Consider the following 16,913-nt stretch of genomic DNA (forward strand, 5'->3'; position numbering starts at 1 on the left):
GGCGGCCAGGTCGGCACGCCCATTGCGCTCGAAGGTATTCGACATTCACAGCGAGGTAAGCGCCATGAACGAACATCGCCCCGTCCCGCCCATGCCCGGACAGCAGCAAGACACCACGCCGGGCCGCACCGGCCCGATGGACCCGCAACCCGATCACGGCGAAGCGAGCTATCGCGGCAGCGGCCGGCTCGCCGGCAAGGTCGCCCTCGTGACGGGCGGTGACAGCGGCATAGGCCGCGCCGTTTGCATCGCCTTTGCGCGCGAGGGCGCGGACGTCGCCATCGCGTACTACGACGAGCACGACGATGCGAAGGAAACGGCCCGCTGGGTGGAAGAAGCCGGCCGGCGCGCGCTGCTGCTGCCCGGCGACATCCGCGATCGTGCGTGGTGCCGCGAGCTCGTGAGCAAGACCGTCGGCGAGCTGGGCAAGCTCGACGTGCTCGTGAACAACGCCGCGTACCAGATGACGCATGAATCGATCGAGTCGATCAGCGACGAGGAATGGGACCGCACCTTCGATACGAACATCGGCGCCATGTTCCGCATTTCGCGCGAGGCGATCGCGGTCATGCAGCCGGGCTCCGCGATCGTCAATACGGCGTCGATCAACGCGGACAAGCCCAAGCCCACGCTGCTCCCCTACGCGGCTACGAAGGGCGCGATCCAGAACTTCACGGGCGGCCTCGCGCAGTTGGTGGCGCAGCGCGGCGTACGCGTGAACTGCGTCGCGCCAGGGCCGATCTGGACGCCGCTCATCCCATCGACCATGCCGCCCGAGCAGGTGCGCGAATTCGGCAAGGCGACGCCCATGGGGCGCCCCGGGCAACCGGCCGAGCTGGCGGGGGCCTATGTGCTGCTCGCCTCCCAGGAAGGCAGCTACATATCGGGCGCGACGATCGCGGTCACGGGCGGGACGCCGCTCATCTGAATTCATTGCAAAGGAGTCCTTCATGCCGATGCAGTACGCATTCGCGATCTCTTTCCATTTGCCGCCGCCCTGGCCGCAGGACGACCCGCAACGTCAGCCGTTGCCGCCGGCCGAGCCCGACGACCAGCCGCCCACGCTGCCCGAAGGCGATCCCCCGCCGCACGTGCCGCCGCAACGCTTCGGCCGCGCGCGCTCACTCAAGCAGCGCCACCACCCCGCAAGGAGAAGACCATGGCACAGGTTCGCGAAGTGATGTCACGCGACGTCCTGCATATCGCGCCCGAGACGACGATCCGGCACGCCGCCGAGATCATGCGCGACCACGACATTGGCGCATTGCCGATCTGCAACGGCGAGCGCATCGTAGGCATGGTCACGGACCGCGACCTCGCCATGCGCGGGCTCGCCGAGGGCTGCACGGGCGAGGAAACCGTCACGCATGTGGCGAGTTCGGGCGTGGAGTGGTGTTACGAGGACGAGGACGTGAATGTCGTCCAGCGCCGCATGGCGGAGGCCCAGGTGCGCCGGCTGCCCGTGGTGAACCACGAACGCGGCCTCGTGGGCACGCTTTCGCTCGGCGACATCGCCACGCGCTGTGACGGCGCGCAGCGCGAGCGCATCGCCAACACGCTGGAAGACATTTCCCAGCGGCGCGTGCGCTGAGGCACCAGGCGAAGTCAGCGATTGCCCTCCTCGTTTTGCTTCGCCGCTTCAGCGATCGTGCCCAGCAGCGCGTGGACCGCAACGGGCTTCTCCAGACGCGCGGCAAACATCGCGCTTTCGTCACCGCCCGGCGCGAGGCGATCGACCTGACCGGTCATGGCAATGACCGGAAGCGGCCGAGCCATAACGCCCCGCTGCGCCGCCTGCTCTGCCTCCATGGCGCGTAGCGCCGTCACGATCTGCTCGCCCGCTTCGCCGTCGAGCTGCAGATCGCACAGCACCACGTCGGGCCATGCGCTGCGCGGCGTCTCGCGAAGCGCTGCGAGCCACGCCGCGCCGCTGGCTTCCTGCTGCACCGTCGCGCCATGAAGCGCAAGCGCGGCCTCGAGCGCATCGCGCGATTCCACCTCGTCGTCGAGCACCACCACGCACAGGCCCGCGAGTTCTCCGCCGCGCGAGTGCGTGCGCTCGGGCAGCACCGCGTGCATCGGCAGCGCCACGGCGTAGCGCACGCGTTGGCTCTGCGGATCGAGCGTGAGACTGCCGCCCGCTTCGCGCAGCAATGTTTCGATGCGCTCGAGCGCGTTGTCGTCGAGCGGCGCGGGCCGTGGGCCGTCACCCGTCACGTCGAGCAGCACGGTATTGCCGTCGCGGCGCGCGCCGAGCTGCACGCTGCGCTTGTCTCGCGCCGGGCTCGCCTGCATGGCGAACTCCGCGTCTTGCGCACCATTGTCGACTGCGTGCTCCACTTCGTTCGCCACCAGTAGGGTGAGCGCCTGCAACAACGCATCGCTGTCGGCCACCGTCGCCCACAATCCTTCGTCCGGTTGCGCGGCCACGCGGGCGGCGGCCTCCCCTGACGCCTCGCGCACCCGCGCGGCCACTCGCGCGAGCAGACTCGCTACGTTGACCGTCGTCGTCGCCAGCCGCCGCTCCGCATGTTCGAGGTCGTCCTGCTGCCATTGCATCGCCCACATCTTCGCGTAGACACCCTCGCGCGCAAGCAACGCGTCATGTCGCCCTTGTTCGACGATGCGCCCATGCTCCATCACGAGTATCAGATCGGCTTCGACGATCGTCGAAAGGCGGTGCGCGATGACGATCGTCGTGCGCCCGCGCGCGAGCCGCTGAAGCTCGTTCTGGATCGCACGCTCCGAGCGTGTATCGAGTGCCGAAGTCGCCTCGTCGAACACCATGATGCGCGGATTCTTGAGGATGGCGCGCGCAATCGCAATGCGTTGCCGCTCGCCGCCCGAAAGCCGCACGCCGCGCTCGCCCACCCGCGTTTCGTAGTGGTCTGGCAGGCGCTCGATCAGTTCGTCGAGCTGGGCCGCGCGCGCGGCGCGCACGACGTCGGCGCGCGTGGCGCGCGGCTGCCCGTAGGCAATGTTGTACGCGATGGTTTCGTTGAATAGCACGGTGTCCTGCGGCACGATGCCGATGGCTTCACGCAGGCTCGTTTGCGTGGCGTGCCGGATGTCCTGGCCGTCAATGGCGATGCTGCCGCGCAGGGGCTGATAGAAGCGGAACAACAGCCGGATCAGCGTGGATTTGCCCGACCCGCTGCCGCCCACCACCGCAACCGTGCGCCCGGGCGCCGCCGTGAACGAAACATCGTGGAGCACGGGCCGCCCCGCGTCATAGCCGAAATCGACGTGGCGGAACGCCACTTCACCTTCGTGCACCATGAGCGTGTGCGCAGTGGGCATGTCCTCGTCCTCGCCGGGCGTGCCGCGCACCGAGAGAATGCCGAACAGCCGCTCGACATCGACGAGCGCGTCGTTCGCCTCGCGGAACACGAAGCCGAGCGTGTTGAGCGGCGCGCACACCTGAATGATGTACGCGTTGATCAGCACGAGATCGCCGACCGTCATCGCGCCGGTCAGCACGTTGTGCACGGCGATCACCATCACGGCCGCGATCCCCGCCGCGACCACACCGCTTTGGCCCACGTGCAGCGCGGTCAGCGCGCGCTGGTTCGCCGTGCGCGCCAGCACCCATTCGTCGAGCACGCCGCGCAGGCGCGTCACTTCGTGCTGTTCCGTCGAAAAGTATTTGACGGTGTCCTGATTGAGCAGGCTGTCGACGAGCCGTCCATCGGCCTGCGCTTCGAGCCTGTTGACGGCGCGCTGAAACGCGAGCCGCCGGCGCGTGTAGATCGCCGTCCACGCGGCATAGCACACAAAGGTGCCGGCGATGGCGAGCACGAAGGCATTGTCGTAGCGCGACGCCACGATGGCGACGACCACGCCGATTTCGAACACCGTGGGCAGGACCGAAAAGAGCGCGGTGCCGAGCAGAAAGCCCAGACCATCCGCGCCCTTTTGAACGTCGCGCACGATCGCCCCCGTTTCGCGCTGCGCATGAAAGCGCGCGCCCAGGCGGTGCAGCTGAGCGAACGCGCGCTCGCGCAACGACGCCACCGCGCGCTGCACGACGATGCTGAACGCCACGTCGCGAGCCTCGCCGAGCGCGTCGGAAAGAAAGCGCAGCAGCGCATAGGCGAGCGCGAGCAGCGCCGGCAGCGTCGCGAGCGCGTGGGCGTGGCCGAGATCGTCGATCAGATGCTTGAGCGCGATCGGCACCGAAACGGCGCCAAGGCGCGCGAGGATCATCAGCGAAGTGGCGGCTGCGGTGGCGCTGCGGTGCTGCCACAACGCCTCGCCCAGCGTGCGCAGGATGCCCGTGCGCACGGCGCGCCGGCTCGGCGTGGCTCCGTTCATCGTCCGCCAGCCTCCTGTGGAGCGTTCGTGAAGCGCATACATGCGCAATTGGCGCGCCCGCGCGGATACACCAGGCAACGCGCTTTCGCATGCTTTTCGAAACGTCTTCACCCTCGGTGTAAAAGTGCGCCGTCCAGCCGCGCACGCATTGCGGATTGTCGCGCCGATACGCATCGACCGCACACGCACCGTTCATGCGACTCGCGTGGCCTTGCATGCGGTCTGCTGCGCACTCCGAACCAGTGGCACAGCGCTTGCGCTTGCGCCGTTGCACCCGGTGCAACATTCCGCCGCGTTCATCAAGACGCTTTCCGATACCCCGCGCCCGCCGCCCACTTCTCGCGAGGACATACCATGAAAATCGCACTCGTCAGTGAACACGCATCGCCGCTCGCCGTCGCGGGCGGCGTCGATACCGGCGGACAAAACATCTACGTCGCGCACGTGGCCCGTCAACTGCACCGTGCCGGTCATCAGGTCGATGTGTTCACGCGGCGCGACCGCGCACTGCTGCCTCCCATCTCGCATATGGACGGCGTGCGCGTGATTCATGTTCCCGCCGGGCCGCCCATGCAATTGCCCAAGGAGCGGCTGCTTGCTCACATGCCGCAATTCGCCCGGTTTCTCGTGGATTTCTGCCGCAGCGAGCCGCAGCGTTACGACGTGATCCACGCGAACTTCTTCATGTCCGGGCTCGCCGCGCTCGCCGTGAAGGACGCGTTGCGCGTGCCGCTCGTCATGACGTTCCATGCGCTCGGACGCGTGCGGCGGCTCCATCAGGGCGCCAACGACGGTTTCCCTGACGAGCGTTTCGCCATCGAGGAGGAACTGGTGCGGCGCGCGGACTGCCTCATCGCCGAATGCCCGGCCGACGAGGCCGATCTCCTCGAGCACTATCGCGCCGATCCCTCGCGCATTGCCGTGATCGCTTGCGGCTTCGATCCGGGCGAGTTCTCGCCCGTGGATCGTCTGCAGGCGCGGCGCCGGGTCGGCTGGCCCGCCGACGCGTTTTGCGTCCTGCAACTGGGGCGCCTCGTCGAGCGCAAGGGCATCGACAACGTCGTGCGCGGCGTGGCCGAGCTTCACGCACGCCATGGAGTGAAGGCCACGCTCTACGTGGTGGGCGGCGACGCCGATACGCCCAACGAGATCGCCACGCCCGAGATCGCCCGCCTGCGTGGCATTGCGCGCCAGTGCGGGATCGAACCGCACGTCACCTTCGTGGGACGGCGCGAGCGAGCGCAATTGCGCGACTTCTATAGCGCCGCCGACGTGTTCGTGACCACGCCATGGTACGAGCCGTTCGGCATCACGCCGGTCGAAGCGATGGCGTGCGCCACGCCCGTGATAGGCGCCGATGTGGGCGGCATCCGCCACACGGTGCGCCACGGCGAAACGGGCTGGCTCGTGCCGCCGCGCGACCCGCACGCGCTCGCCGAGCGGCTGCTGGCCGTCCATGCGGACCCCGAGCTAGCCCGCACGATGGGCGAAGCAGGACGCGCGCGCGTAGAGGCGCACTTCACGTGGCGGCAGATCGGCCTCGAACTCGAAGACGTCTATGCGCAACTCGCGGGCGCGACCCTCGGCACTCGCGAGGGTACGGGCGAAGCCGCCCAGGGACGCGTGCGCCGCGCCATCGGCTGAGGAACCATCGGTATGCAGAAAGCTGCACCCAACGGGCCGAGCGCCGCGCGTCCCGCCGTCTTTCTCGACAAGGACGGCACGCTGCTCGAAAACGTGCCGTACAACGTCGCTCCCGGCCGCATGCGTTTCGCGCCGGGCGTCGCCGACGCGCTGGCGCTGCTCGCGCGTACGCCGCTGCGTCTCGTCGTGGTGAGCAACCAGCGAGGCGTCGCGCTCGGGCGCTTCGCGCACACGGCCCTCGCCGGTGTGGAAGAGCGGTTGCATCGCATGTTCGCCGACTGCGGCGCCACGCTGCACGCCGCGTACTGGTGCCCGCACGATCCGCTCGGCCATGTGGCGCCCTGGGCGTGCGATTGCGATTGCCGCAAGCCGCAGCCGGGCATGCTGTTGCGCGCAAGCCGCGAACATGGCATCGACCTCGCGCGGAGCTGGATGGTCGGCGACATTCTCGACGACGTGGAGGCCGGCAATCGCGCCGGCTGCCGCGCGATCCTCGTCGATTGCGGGAACGAGACCGAGTGGCAGAGCGCGCCCGCGCGCCTGCCCTATGCGATCGTGGCGAATCTGCATGAGGCGGCGCAGGTGATCGTCGAGCGATTTCACTACGAAGGAAACGCACACGCGGTCACCCCACATGCCGTACAGGAGGCGCCGCGATGAACGGAACCGCCTTCGCCATCGCGCCGCGCGACGCGCACGCGCGCTCGCCACGCGTGCGGCCGCCGGGCGCGGCGTGGGACGCCGGGGTCAAGCGCATTCTCTGCGTGCGCCTCGACCAGCTAGGCGACGTGCTGATGACCACGCCCGCGCTGCACGCATTGCGGGAAAGCGCGCCTGACCGGCATATCACGCTGCTCACCTCCCCAGCGGGTGCGGCGTTGGCGCGCTACCTGCCCGACGTCGACGAGGTGATCGAATACCACGCGCCGTGGACCGGCGGCGCGCGAGCGGCTTCGAACGACGATGAAGCCGCGCTCCTTGCGCGCCTGCGCGCGGGCGCGTTCGACGCCGCGGCGATCTTCACCGTCTACAGCCAGAATCCACTGCCGGCGGCGACCCTATGCTTTCTCGCCGGCATCGAGCGACGCCTCGCGCATTGCCGGGAGAATCCTTACGCATTGCTAACGAACTGGCTTCCCGAGCAGGAACCGCACGCCGACCTGCGTCACGAAGTCGAGCGCCAACTCGCGCTCGTGCGCAGCGTGGGCGCCAATCTCAAAGATCCCGCCGACGCGCGGCTGCGCCTTACCGTGGATCGCGCCGCATGCGCCACGCTCGCCGACAAGCTGCGCATGCACGGTGTCGATCCTGCCGAACCCTGGATCGTCGTGCACACGGGCGCCAGCGCTCCGTCGCGACGCTATCCGCCAGCGCTTTTCGCCGAAGCGCTCGATCAGCTCGCGCCCACGGCGCGTTGTCCGATCCTGCTCACCGGGAACCTCGCCGAAAGCGAGTTGACGCGCGACGTCATGCACTTTTCTCGCCCGGTCGCGCGTGCGCGCCTCGTCGATCTCGCGGGCTCGCTCACGCTCGGCGAACTGATCGCCTTGCTCGACAGGGCGTCGCTCCTCATCGCGAACAACAGCGGCCCTGCGCATCTGGCCTCGGCGCTCGGCAAGCCGGTCGTCGATCTCTATGCGCTGACGAATCCGCAGCACACGCCGTGGATGACGCCGCACCGCCTGCTGTATCGCGATGTCGCATGCCGCTGGTGCTATCGCAGCGAGTGCCCCGAAGGCCATCACGCGTGCCTGCGCGGCGTGCCGCCCGGCGATGTCGCGCAAGCCGCGCGCGAACTGCTCGAGGAGGCTGGCGGGCTCGCTCCTGCGGCCGTCCGATCCTTGCCACCCTGAGTTCATCTGGCAGCAGCCCCATGCCAGCATGGCCGTCCGCAACGGGAGACCGTTCATGTATACCCTCGGAATCAACGCCGTCTACCACGACAGCGCCGCCGCACTGGTCCACGACGGCGTGGTGATCGCCGCCGCCGAAGACGAGCGCTTCACACACGTCAAGCACGCCAAGCGACCCGTGCCGTTCTCGACATGGCAACTGCCCTTCGACGCCATCGATGCCTGCCTCAAGGAGGCCAACATCACGCTCGCCGAAGTCGATCACGTCGCCTACTCGTACGATCCTGCGCTGTTTCCCGACATGCCGGCGAAACCGGGCGCGACGATTGCGTTGCCGCTCGATCCGTCGCGTGCGCGCATGGAGACGAACGCCTCGCCCTGGGATCCGCTCTTCCTCACCTATATCGTGAACGCCCGCGCGCAATTGCTGGACGGCGCACCGCATCATCTGCGCAAACGCTTTGCGGGGGTGGACCGGGAACACGGCTTTGCGTGGCACAACGTCGAGCACCATCTCGCGCACGAAGCGAGCGCCTTCCTCGCGAGCCCCTTCGACGAATGCGCCGTGCTGACCATGGACGGACGCGGCGAAGGCGTGACGACGAGCCTGGGCGAATTCCGCGGCGGACGGTACAAACGCATCACCCAGGTGGAGCTGCCGCATTCGCTCGGACTCCTCTACGAATCCGTGACGGGCTGGCTGGGTTTCCTGCATTCCTCCGACGAGTACAAGGTCATGGCACTCGCCTCGTTCGGCGAGCCGCGCTATCTCGATCAGTTCCGCGAGATCGTGCAGTACAACGGCAACGGTCATTACACGGTGGCCGACCCGCATCTCGTCGACCGCTTCGGCGTGCCGCGCGAGCGCGGCGGCCCGCTGGAGCAGCGCCACTTCGATATCGCCGCTTCGCTGCAGCGCGTGCTCGAAGAAACCGTGCTGGAGATGGTGCGCTGGCTCCACGCCCGCACGGGCCTTTCGAAACTGTGCATGGCGGGCGGCGTCGCGCTCAACTGCGTGATGAATTCGTACGTGCGCGACAACGGCCCATTCGATGACATCTGGGTTCAGCCCGCGGCGGGCGACGCGGGCACCGCGCTCGGTGCGGCGCTCTGGACCGACTACCGCCTGCGCGGCGACGCCGCGCAGACAGCGGGCGAGCCCGTCGCGCGGCACTGGCAAATGGACCACGCCTACCTCGGCCCCGCCTTCGACGATCAGACCATCGAGCAATTCCTGCGCTGGTCGAAGACGCCCTACCGGCGCCTCGACAACATCGCCGAGGAAGCCGCGCAACTGCTCGCCGAAGGCCAGGTGATCGGATGGTTTCAGGGGCGCACCGAGTTCGGTCCGCGCGCCCTGGGCGCCCGTTCGATCCTCGCCTCGCCGATCGACCCCGGCATGCAGGCGAAGCTCAACGAGATCAAGGACCGTGAGGACTTTCGCCCCGTCGCGCCGGTCGTGCTCGAAGAACGGGCCGCCGAATGGTTCGTGGGCGGGAAGCGCGCGCCGTTCATGCTGTTCATCTTCGACGTGCGGCCCGAGAAGGCCGATCGCATTCCGGCCGTGCGCCACGTCGACGGCACCGCGCGCATCCAGACCGTCAACCGCGATCAGCATCCGCTCTACTACGACCTGGTCGCAGCGTTCGAGCGGCGCACCGGCGTGCCCGTGCTCGTCAACACGTCGTTCAATACGCGCGGCGAGCCGATGGTGAACTCCCCGCGCGACGCGCTCGAATCGTTCTGGACCTCGCCGCTCGATGCACTCGTCATCGGCCCGTTCCTGGTTCGCAAGCGCGAGGCGCGCGCATGAGGCCCACCGACGTCGAGCTGCGCGAGGCGCGGCCCATCGGCGCCGAAGCGCCGGTGTTCGACGGCTACCCGGGCGCGCTGCTGGAGCATGTGCGCATTGCCGTGGTCGTACCCACGTACCGCCGTCCTGCGCTGCTCGAATCGTGTCTCGCCGCGCTGTGCGCACAAGACCTCGCGCCCGACGACTACGAGATCATCGTCTGCGACGACGGCCCGAGCGATGCCACCCGCGCCGTGGTCGAGCGCGCAGCGGCGCAGCATGGGCCGCGCGGCCTGGACGTGCGTTACCTCCCGGTACGCGAGACCCAGGGGCCGGCGGCGGCGCGCAACGCGGGCTGGCGCGCCGCGCGCGCGCCGCTCATCGCCTTCACCGACGACGACACCGTGCCGGATCGAGGCTGGCTGCGAGCCGGACTCGCGGCGCTCGCGCATGCCGAGGCCGCGGCGGGCCGCATCGTCATGCCGCTGGGCGATCCGCCAAGCGATTACGAGCGCGACGCGAGCGGCCTCGCGCACGCCGAATTCGCCACCGCCAACGCGTTCGTGCAACGCGCGACGCTGGTGCGGGTGCGCGGCTTCGACGAACGATTCACGGCGGCCTGGCGCGAGGATTCGGACCTGCATTTCGCCATGCTGCAAGCGGGCGCTCGAATCGTGCGCGCCGACGACGCCGTGGTCATGCACCCCGTGCGCCCCGCCCGCTGGGGCGTGAGTCTCGCACAGCAACGCAAGAGCCGCTTCGAGGCGCTGCTGTTTCGCAAGCATCCCGCGCTTTATCGCGAACGCATCGGCTCGGGGCCGCCGCTACTTTACTATGGTGTGCTTATCAGTGCGCTCGCATTCGCTGTCGCGCTGGCATGCGGGCAGCCGAAGATTGCGCTGGCCGCGCTCACCGCATGGTTCGCGCTCACGGCTGTGTTCTGCGCACGCCGCTTGCGCGATACGCGCCACGATGCACGCCATGTGGGCGAAATGATCTGGACGTCGCTGTGGATTCCGTTTCTATCGATCTTCTGGCGGCTCCAGGGAGCCGTTCGTTACCGCGTGTGGTTCCTCTGATGGATGCGCCCATGCCCTCCTTTCTCGACGCGCTCGCGCCACGGCGCATCGTCGTCTTCCGCGCGCTGCAGCTCGGCGACATGCTCTGCAGCGTCCCCGCGCTGCGCGCCCTGCGCGCCACCTGCCCCGATGCGCACATCGCCCTCGTGGGCCTGCCGTGGGCGCACGACTTCGTGTCGCGCTATCCGATGCTGATCGACGAAATGATCGTCTTTCCCGGCGCGCGCGGCTTTCCCGAACAAGCCGAGGACGAGCGCGATCTGCCCGCCTTTCTCGACGCCATGCGCACGCGCTGCTTCGACCTCGCGATCCAGCTCCACGGCAGCGGCGGCGTGGCGAACACGCTCGTCGACGCGTTTGGCGCGGGCGCGCTCGCGGGCTTCACGCAGCCTGGCGAAAAGCCGCCGCCAGGCTGCTACCTGCCGTGGCCCGATGTGCTGCCCGAATCGCAGCGCTACCTCGCGCTCATGCATGCACTGGGCGCGCGGGGCCAGGCGCTGCGTGAAGACGCGCTCTGGTTTCCGCTGCACGAAGCGGACCGCGCCGCGTGCGCCGACATCGTGGGCCATTTCGGGCTCGATCCGGCGCGCCTCGTGCTCGTGCATCCGGGCGCGCAGTTGCCCTCGCGGCGCTGGCCCGCCGCGCGCTTCGCCGCCGTCGCCGACACGCTGGCGTTCGAGGGCTGGCAGATCGCCGTCACCGGCACCACGCGCGAACGCGAACTCACGGCGAGCGTGCTCGGCGCCATGACGCAGACGGCCCACCATCTCGCGGGCGAGACCACGCTCGGCGCGCTCGCGGCGCTGGTCGAAATGGCGCGGCTCGTGGTGTGCAACGACACGGGCATCTCGCACGTGGCCGCGGCCATGCGCACGCCCAGCGTGGTGATCGCCTCGGGAAGCGACACGCGGCGCTGGGCGCCGCTCGATCACGCGCGGCACCGCGTGATCGCCGACTGGCCCGCTTGCCGCCCCTGCTCGTTCCACACCTGCCCATACGACCATTCATGCGCGCTGAACGTGACGGCCGAACAGGTCGCAGCGCTTGCGCAAGCGCATCTCCTCGACATGAGCGCGCCGGCCTTCGCGCGCGGCGCATACGCCGAGGCCGCAACGACAAGGAGGAGCCGGGCATGCTGATGCGAAATTCGCGGCCCTTGCGCGTGCTCACCTGGCACGTTCATGGCAACTACCTCTACTACCTCACACAGGCGCCCCACGAATTCCACGTCGTGACGAAGCCCGGACGGCCGGCGGGCTACGCCGGACGCGCAGGCGTGCTGCCCTGGGGCGCGAACGTCCACGAGGTGCTGACCGAAGACGTCGCATCGGGCGATTTCGACGTGGTCGTGTATCAGCACCGCAGTCATTGGGAACGCGACCGCTTCGAACTTCTCAGCGATCTGCAACGCCGGCTGCCACGCGTGTACATCGAACATGACCCGCCGCAGGAAGCGCCTTTCGCGCAGCGCCATTGGGTCAACGATCGCGGCGCATTGCTCGTGCACGTCACGCCCTTCAACGCGCTGATGTGGGATAGCGGCCGCACACCCACACGGGTGATCGAGCACGGCGTACTCGTACCCGGAAACGCGCGCTATTCGGGCCAGCTGCGGCGCGGCATCGTCGTCGTCAATCATTTGCGCGAGCGTGGCAGACGGCTGGGCGCCGATGTGTTCGAACGCGTGCGGCGGGACGTCCCGCTCGACCTCGTCGGCATGGATGCGCAAAGCCTTGGCGGCATCGGCGAGATTTCCAACGTCGAGCTGGCAAGGTTCGTTTCGCGCTACCGGTTCTTCTTCAATCCGATTCGCTGGACGAGCCTCGGTCTTGCCATCGTCGAAGCGATGACGGTGGGGATGCCCATCGTCGGGCTCGCGACGACGGAGCTCGCAACGGTGATACGCGACGGCGAGAACGGCTTCGTCGATACGCGCGTCGAGCGGCTCGTCGAGCGCATGCGCGCGCTCATCGACGACCCGGCGCTCGCGCGGCGGCTCGGCGAAGGCGCGCGGCGCACCGCGCTGGAACGCTACAACATAGGCCGCTTCGCGCACGACTGGGATCTCGCCTTGCGCGAAGTCGCGGCATGAGCGGCGGTCTCGCCAACTTTCCAAAGGACGGCAAACGTGAAAGAACTGATCCGCAAACGTATTCTCGTGACGGGTGGCGCGGGCTTTCTCGGCTCGCACCTGTGCGAGCGGCTCGTGATGCAAGGCCACGACGTGCTGTGCGTCGACAACTTCTACACGGGTTCGAAGCGCAACGTGGCGCATCTGCTCGATAACGCCAATTTCGAGCTGATGCGCCACGACGTGACGTTTCCGCTCTATGTCGAAGTGGACGAGATCTACAACCTGGCGTGCCCCGCCTCGCCGGTTCACTATCAGCATGATCCCGTGCAGACGACGAAGACGAGCGTGCACGGCGCGATCAACATGCTCGGGCTCGCCAAGCGCGTGCGCGCGAAGCTCCTGCAGGCATCCACGAGCGAGGTGTACGGCGACGCGCGCAGCCATCCGCAAACGGAAGACTACTGGGGGCATGTGAATCCCATCGGTCCGCGCTCGTGCTACGACGAAGGCAAGCGCTGCGCCGAAACGCTGTGCATGGACTACCTGCGCCAGCATGGGCTCGACGTGCGCATCGTGCGGATCTTCAACACGTTCGGGCCGCGCATGCATCCGCGCGACGGCCGGGTGATTTCGAACTTCGTCATGCAGGCGCTCGCGGGCGAACCGCTGACCGTCTACGGCGACGGCTCGCAAACACGCTGCTTCTGCTACGTCGACGACCTGATCGACGGACTCATGCGCATGATGGCGTGCGCGACGCCGCCCACGGGCCCCGTGAACATGGGCAATCCCGAGGAAATATCGATGCTCGACACCGCACGACGCGTCATCGCACTGGCGGGTTCGAAGTCGACGATCGCCTTTGCCCCGCTGCCCGTGGACGATCCATGCCGTCGCTGCCCTTCGATCGAACGCGCGCGCACGCTGCTCGGCTGGACGCCGCACACCTCGCTCGACGCGGGCCTCGACGCGACCATTGCGTACTTCCGGCGTCTGGTCGCCAATCGCGCCGATGCAGCGAACATGCATGCGGAGCGGGTTCCAGCGCCGGCGGCGGGTTTCTGACCAGGGGATTCACGACGGGGGGTCTTTCCGCAGGCACTCCATGACCGGCCAGAGGACATCAGCCCATGTGTCTCGAACGGATCTATACGCGGCTATGGCAATGTCTCGCCGCCGCAACCCGCGAGGGTCCGCAACCCTTCAAGGCGATGCAGGTCGCGACGATCGGCCTCGACGGCGCGCCTGACGTGCGCACCGTGTTGCTGCGAAGCGTGTGCGAAGCGCAAAACCTGCTGACGTTCCACACGGATTTGCGTTCGCCGAAAGTCGCCGCACTGAGCCGGGAGCCGCGCATCGCGCTAGTGGCTGTCGATACGGACCGCAACCTGCAAATTCGCGTGCACGGCGAGGCTCGCATCATCCGCGATGGGCCGGCGAGAGTCGACGCCTGGCATTCCAGCGACGATCGAAGTCTGGTGGCGTATCGCACGCTGCTCGCGCCGGGCTCGCCGATGAGCCAGCCCTGCGATGCGTTCGGCACGCAGCCGGGCATTCCGGGCCCCGAGGAAGGACTGAAACACTTTTGCGTCGTCGAGGTTCAAGCCGCCTGCCTCGAGTGGCTCGATCTCTCGGCCGGGGATCGTCCCGAACGAGCGCGTTTCGTACGCGCTGGCGAGACATGGGTCTCCGGCTGGATCGCTCCCTGATCGCCGGCGTGCGGCCCCGATTACCCCGTGTGCGACTCGTTGCAACGCGCCCAGCGCAAGGCGCCGGGCGCGTTCAAGAGCGCTCACTCCGTCGAGGCAGCGTTGGCATGTGCCGCCTTGTGGTGCCGCATCTTCTTGTTGGTGGTCGACGGGCCGGAATTGCCGAGCGTGTCGGCGCCCTGGGCGTTGGACTCCGTAGCCGTCGGACCGCCTGATTGCGGCGCGCTCATGCCCGTGCCGCCGCCGCTGCTGCCGCTGCCGCCCCCGCTTCCGCCAGCGGTGCCGCCGCCCGCTTGCGCAAAGGCGCCGCCGGAAAGTGCGAGACACGCCAGTGCGGCGATAAGGTGACTCTTCGTCGTCTTCATATTTTCCTCCGTGCTATCGATTCGAAAACCCGCTTGCTTGATGATGTCGACGCCGCCGGGATCGAGTTGCCAACCACTGTGCTGAACGTCGGGCACGGCGGTCGCCATCTCAGGCGGCAGCACTCGCATCCCGCAAGGCCCATGCCGGGCACGAGAGGTTCGTGCATCGCCTCGATCATGCGGGCACCGCAGCGACGCAGCATCTCGCGAGTCAACCCATCGCCTTCGCGTATTCGCGGCGAAGCAGGACATCGCGATAAATGCCAGGCCGGCACGCCAGTTCCCCGGGTGGCCCATCGTCCACGAGCCGCCCGTCCTGAATGACGACGATGCGATCGAAGTTTTGCAGCGTCGAAAGGCGATGTGCGATGGCAACGACCGTGCGCCCTTTCATGAGCTTGTCCAGCGCGGCCTGGACCACGGCTTCCGAGGCGCTGTCGAGTGCCGAGGTCGCTTCGTCGAGCAACAGGATCGGCGCGTCTTTCAGAAAGGCGCGCGCGATCGCGATACGCTGCCGTTGCCCGCCCGAGAGGCGCGCGCCGCGTTCGCCTACGGCCGTGTGCAAACCCTCCGGCAACGAGCGGATCAAATCGAGGCAGCCTGCGTGCTCGCAGGCCTGCAGCACTTCCTCTTCCGTCGCTTCGGGGCGGCCGTAGCGCAGGTTATCCAGCAGCGAGCGGTTGAAGAGCGAAATGTCCTGCGGCACGAAACTCACCGCATCGTGCAGGCTCTTCAGGTTGACGTCCGCGAGGCGCTGTCCGGAAATGCATACCGCGCCCGCTCCCAATGGCGGATCGAACCAGCGAAGCAGCAGCGCGAGCACCGTGCTCTTTCCCGCGCCGGACGGTCCGACGAGACCCACACGTTGTCCCGCATCGATATGAAGGCTGAAGTGGTCCAGCACACGACGCCGGCCTGGATAGGAAAACGAAATATTCTCGAAGTCGATATTCGCGTCGCGAACTTCCAGGTTCGGCACGCCCACCCGTTGCTCCATCTCACGCGGAACGAGCAGGAATTGCGCGGCGTCGGCAAGCCGCGCCACATGCTGGGTCATATCCACCAGTGCGACGGCGAGGTCGCGCGTGCCATGCAAAATGGCGAATCCGAGCGAACTCACGAGCACGACATCGCCCGTGGTGGCCCGCTCCACGGTCCAGAGCCAGACGACCCAGCCGAGCAGCGAGCCCGACAGCAGCACCGTGAGAACGGCGTGCACGATCCTGAGTTTTTCGAGGTGACGCAATGACGATTGGCGCGAGCGGATTTCGTTGTTGAGAAAGTTGCCGAAGCGCAGGCATTCGCGCGCCGTTGCATCGAAGGCTTTGATGGTCGGCATGTTGCCGAGCAGATCGACCAGTTCGCCATCGACGGAAGCCGCCCATGAAGCAAAATCCAAATGCCGCTCACTGCCCCTTCTCGCGAGCCAGAACAGGAACACCGTCATGAGAGCGGAAATCACGACGAGCGCGAAGGCCATCCCGACGTTTACCCAGCCGATGAGCACGACGGATCCCAGCACCGTCAGCAAGGTTGGAATGGCGCTCCACGCCGACGTATTCTCGATCGTGAAAATGGCGTTGGCCGTGGCGGAAATCCGGCTTGCCAGCGTGCCCGGCTGCGCGTTCGAAAAGTAGGCGGGCGAATGGCCGGTGAGATAGCCGAACAGCTCGCGCCGCACGTCGCCCGTTACCGCGACGAAGGTTCGCACACCGGCCAGCCCCGCCAGACGCCAGAGGAGGTTATCGGCGAACAGCAGCGCAACGATGACGAGAAAGGCGCCCACGACGCGCGAGGGATGCTCGTGGCCTGCGGGCAATGCATCGATGAGATCGCGGATCGCGAACTGCGCCCCGAGCGCACAGCCCACGGCCGCGGCGATGGACGAGACGACCAGCGCATGCCCGTACGGATGGGCGCGGACGTACCGCCATAGCAGGCGCAAAGGATGGTTCGCGTACTGAATGAGCGTCTTCGCGCGCCGCCCGAGCGTATCGGGCCGGTGCCCGCCGTCTGCCATGCCTGCATCTGTCGTGATCATCGGAACGCCCCCGCTTGCGGCCGTTCCGAAGTCCCGCACAGA

15 protein-coding genes are annotated in these 16,913 nt (G+C 67.7%); 12 read left to right on the forward strand and 3 right to left on the reverse strand.

What is annotated here, in order from left to right:
* Positions 1-64: 64 nt before the first annotated feature.
* Genes VSR34_RS07120 through VSR34_RS07130 form a run of 3 tightly spaced genes read left to right on the forward strand, consistent with a single transcriptional unit; the run spans position 65 to position 1,591 of the window.
* A complete protein-coding gene (locus VSR34_RS07120; RefSeq protein ID WP_028210631.1) occupies positions 65-928 on the forward strand; it encodes an SDR family oxidoreductase in 864 nt (287 codons plus the stop codon).
* A gap of 22 nt (positions 929-950) precedes the next feature.
* Positions 951-1,181, forward strand: coding sequence for a hypothetical protein (locus tag VSR34_RS07125; protein ID WP_036018219.1), 231 nt, complete (start codon positions 951-953; stop codon positions 1,179-1,181).
* A complete protein-coding gene (locus tag VSR34_RS07130; protein ID WP_028210630.1) occupies positions 1,160-1,591 on the forward strand; it encodes a CBS domain-containing protein in 432 nt (143 codons plus the stop codon). The genes VSR34_RS07125 and VSR34_RS07130 overlap by 22 nt, the downstream gene beginning before the upstream one ends.
* A gap of 14 nt (positions 1,592-1,605) precedes the next feature.
* On the opposite strand, the gene VSR34_RS07135 is transcribed toward VSR34_RS07130, so the two are convergent.
* Positions 1,606-4,314, reverse strand: coding sequence for an ATP-binding cassette domain-containing protein (locus VSR34_RS07135; protein WP_342962202.1), 2,709 nt, complete (start codon positions 4,312-4,314; stop codon positions 1,606-1,608).
* A 354-nt stretch (positions 4,315-4,668) separates the two neighbouring features.
* Here VSR34_RS07135 and VSR34_RS07140 point away from each other — a divergent pair, with 354 nt between their 5' ends.
* From VSR34_RS07140 to VSR34_RS07180, 9 genes are all read left to right on the forward strand, one after another.
* Entirely contained in the window at positions 4,669-5,958 is a 1,290-nt protein-coding gene (locus VSR34_RS07140; RefSeq protein ID WP_028229884.1) for a glycosyltransferase family 1 protein, read from the forward strand.
* Between the two features lie 12 nt (positions 5,959-5,970).
* A complete protein-coding gene (locus VSR34_RS07145) occupies positions 5,971-6,618 on the forward strand; it encodes an HAD family hydrolase (RefSeq protein ID WP_051390782.1) in 648 nt (215 codons plus the stop codon).
* The gene (gene waaF, locus VSR34_RS07150) at positions 6,615-7,811 is read left to right on the forward strand and encodes a lipopolysaccharide heptosyltransferase II (protein ID WP_342962203.1); all 1,197 of its coding nucleotides are present in this window, start codon (positions 6,615-6,617) and stop codon (positions 7,809-7,811) included. The genes VSR34_RS07145 and waaF overlap by 4 nt, the downstream gene beginning before the upstream one ends.
* Positions 7,812-7,866: 55 nt before the next feature.
* Positions 7,867-9,624, forward strand: a complete 1,758-nt coding sequence (locus VSR34_RS07155) for a carbamoyltransferase C-terminal domain-containing protein (protein WP_028229883.1) — start codon at positions 7,867-7,869, stop codon at positions 9,622-9,624.
* Complete coding sequence (locus VSR34_RS07160; protein ID WP_342962204.1) at positions 9,621-10,682, forward strand: glycosyltransferase family A protein; 1,062 nt, start codon at positions 9,621-9,623, stop codon at positions 10,680-10,682. Before VSR34_RS07155 ends, VSR34_RS07160 begins: the two co-directional genes overlap by 4 nt.
* Positions 10,682-11,821: a glycosyltransferase family 9 protein gene (locus tag VSR34_RS07165; RefSeq protein WP_051390780.1), complete on the forward strand. Its 1,140-nt coding sequence runs from the start codon at positions 10,682-10,684 to the stop codon at positions 11,819-11,821. Before VSR34_RS07160 ends, VSR34_RS07165 begins: the two co-directional genes overlap by 1 nt.
* On the forward strand, positions 11,818-12,774 hold the full coding sequence (locus VSR34_RS07170; protein WP_028210625.1) for a glycosyltransferase family 4 protein: 957 nt from the start codon (positions 11,818-11,820) through the stop codon (positions 12,772-12,774). Before VSR34_RS07165 ends, VSR34_RS07170 begins: the two co-directional genes overlap by 4 nt.
* A 36-nt stretch (positions 12,775-12,810) precedes the next feature.
* A complete protein-coding gene (locus VSR34_RS07175; protein ID WP_028229880.1) occupies positions 12,811-13,821 on the forward strand; it encodes a UDP-glucuronic acid decarboxylase family protein in 1,011 nt (336 codons plus the stop codon).
* Between the two features lie 65 nt (positions 13,822-13,886).
* Positions 13,887-14,465, forward strand: coding sequence for a pyridoxamine 5'-phosphate oxidase family protein (locus VSR34_RS07180; RefSeq protein ID WP_342962205.1), 579 nt, complete (start codon positions 13,887-13,889; stop codon positions 14,463-14,465).
* An 83-nt stretch (positions 14,466-14,548) separates the two neighbouring features.
* Here the strand turns inward: VSR34_RS07180 and VSR34_RS07185 are convergent, their stop codons facing one another.
* Together VSR34_RS07185 and VSR34_RS07190 are read right to left on the reverse strand one after the other, a co-directional pair.
* Positions 14,549-14,830, reverse strand: coding sequence for a hypothetical protein (locus VSR34_RS07185; protein ID WP_036018293.1), 282 nt, complete (start codon positions 14,828-14,830; stop codon positions 14,549-14,551).
* A gap of 211 nt (positions 14,831-15,041) precedes the next feature.
* Positions 15,042-16,871 (reverse strand): ABC transporter ATP-binding protein, encoded by a 1,830-nt coding sequence (locus tag VSR34_RS07190; RefSeq protein WP_036018218.1) that lies wholly within the window; start codon positions 16,869-16,871, stop codon positions 15,042-15,044.
* Positions 16,872-16,913: the final 42 nt, after the last annotated feature.

The sequence above is a fragment of the Paraburkholderia sp. JHI2823 genome (assembly GCF_038900695.1).
Taxonomy (GTDB): domain Bacteria; phylum Pseudomonadota; class Gammaproteobacteria; order Burkholderiales; family Burkholderiaceae; genus Paraburkholderia; species Paraburkholderia mimosarum.

What these genes read in the sequence shown, in the direction of transcription:
- VSR34_RS07155 (WP_028229883.1), top strand. Translation starts at nt 7,867, where the DNA reads ATGTATACCCTCGGAATCAACGCCGTCTACCACGACAGCGCCGCCGCA.
- VSR34_RS07190 (WP_036018218.1), bottom strand. Translation starts at nt 16,871, where the DNA reads ATGATCACGACAGATGCAGGCATGGCAGACGGCGGGCACCGGCCCGAT.
- VSR34_RS07165 (WP_051390780.1), top strand. Translation starts at nt 10,682, where the DNA reads ATGGATGCGCCCATGCCCTCCTTTCTCGACGCGCTCGCGCCACGGCGC.
- VSR34_RS07140 (WP_028229884.1), top strand. Translation starts at nt 4,669, where the DNA reads ATGAAAATCGCACTCGTCAGTGAACACGCATCGCCGCTCGCCGTCGCG.
- VSR34_RS07180 (WP_342962205.1), top strand. Translation starts at nt 13,887, where the DNA reads ATGTGTCTCGAACGGATCTATACGCGGCTATGGCAATGTCTCGCCGCC.
- waaF (WP_342962203.1), top strand. Translation starts at nt 6,615, where the DNA reads ATGAACGGAACCGCCTTCGCCATCGCGCCGCGCGACGCGCACGCGCGC.
- VSR34_RS07130 (WP_028210630.1), top strand. Translation starts at nt 1,160, where the DNA reads ATGGCACAGGTTCGCGAAGTGATGTCACGCGACGTCCTGCATATCGCG.
- VSR34_RS07125 (WP_036018219.1), top strand. Translation starts at nt 951, where the DNA reads ATGCCGATGCAGTACGCATTCGCGATCTCTTTCCATTTGCCGCCGCCC.
- VSR34_RS07185 (WP_036018293.1), bottom strand. Translation starts at nt 14,830, where the DNA reads ATGAAGACGACGAAGAGTCACCTTATCGCCGCACTGGCGTGTCTCGCA.
- VSR34_RS07145 (WP_051390782.1), top strand. Translation starts at nt 5,971, where the DNA reads ATGCAGAAAGCTGCACCCAACGGGCCGAGCGCCGCGCGTCCCGCCGTC.
- VSR34_RS07120 (WP_028210631.1), top strand. Translation starts at nt 65, where the DNA reads ATGAACGAACATCGCCCCGTCCCGCCCATGCCCGGACAGCAGCAAGAC.
- VSR34_RS07135 (WP_342962202.1), bottom strand. Translation starts at nt 4,314, where the DNA reads ATGAACGGAGCCACGCCGAGCCGGCGCGCCGTGCGCACGGGCATCCTG.
- VSR34_RS07160 (WP_342962204.1), top strand. Translation starts at nt 9,621, where the DNA reads ATGAGGCCCACCGACGTCGAGCTGCGCGAGGCGCGGCCCATCGGCGCC.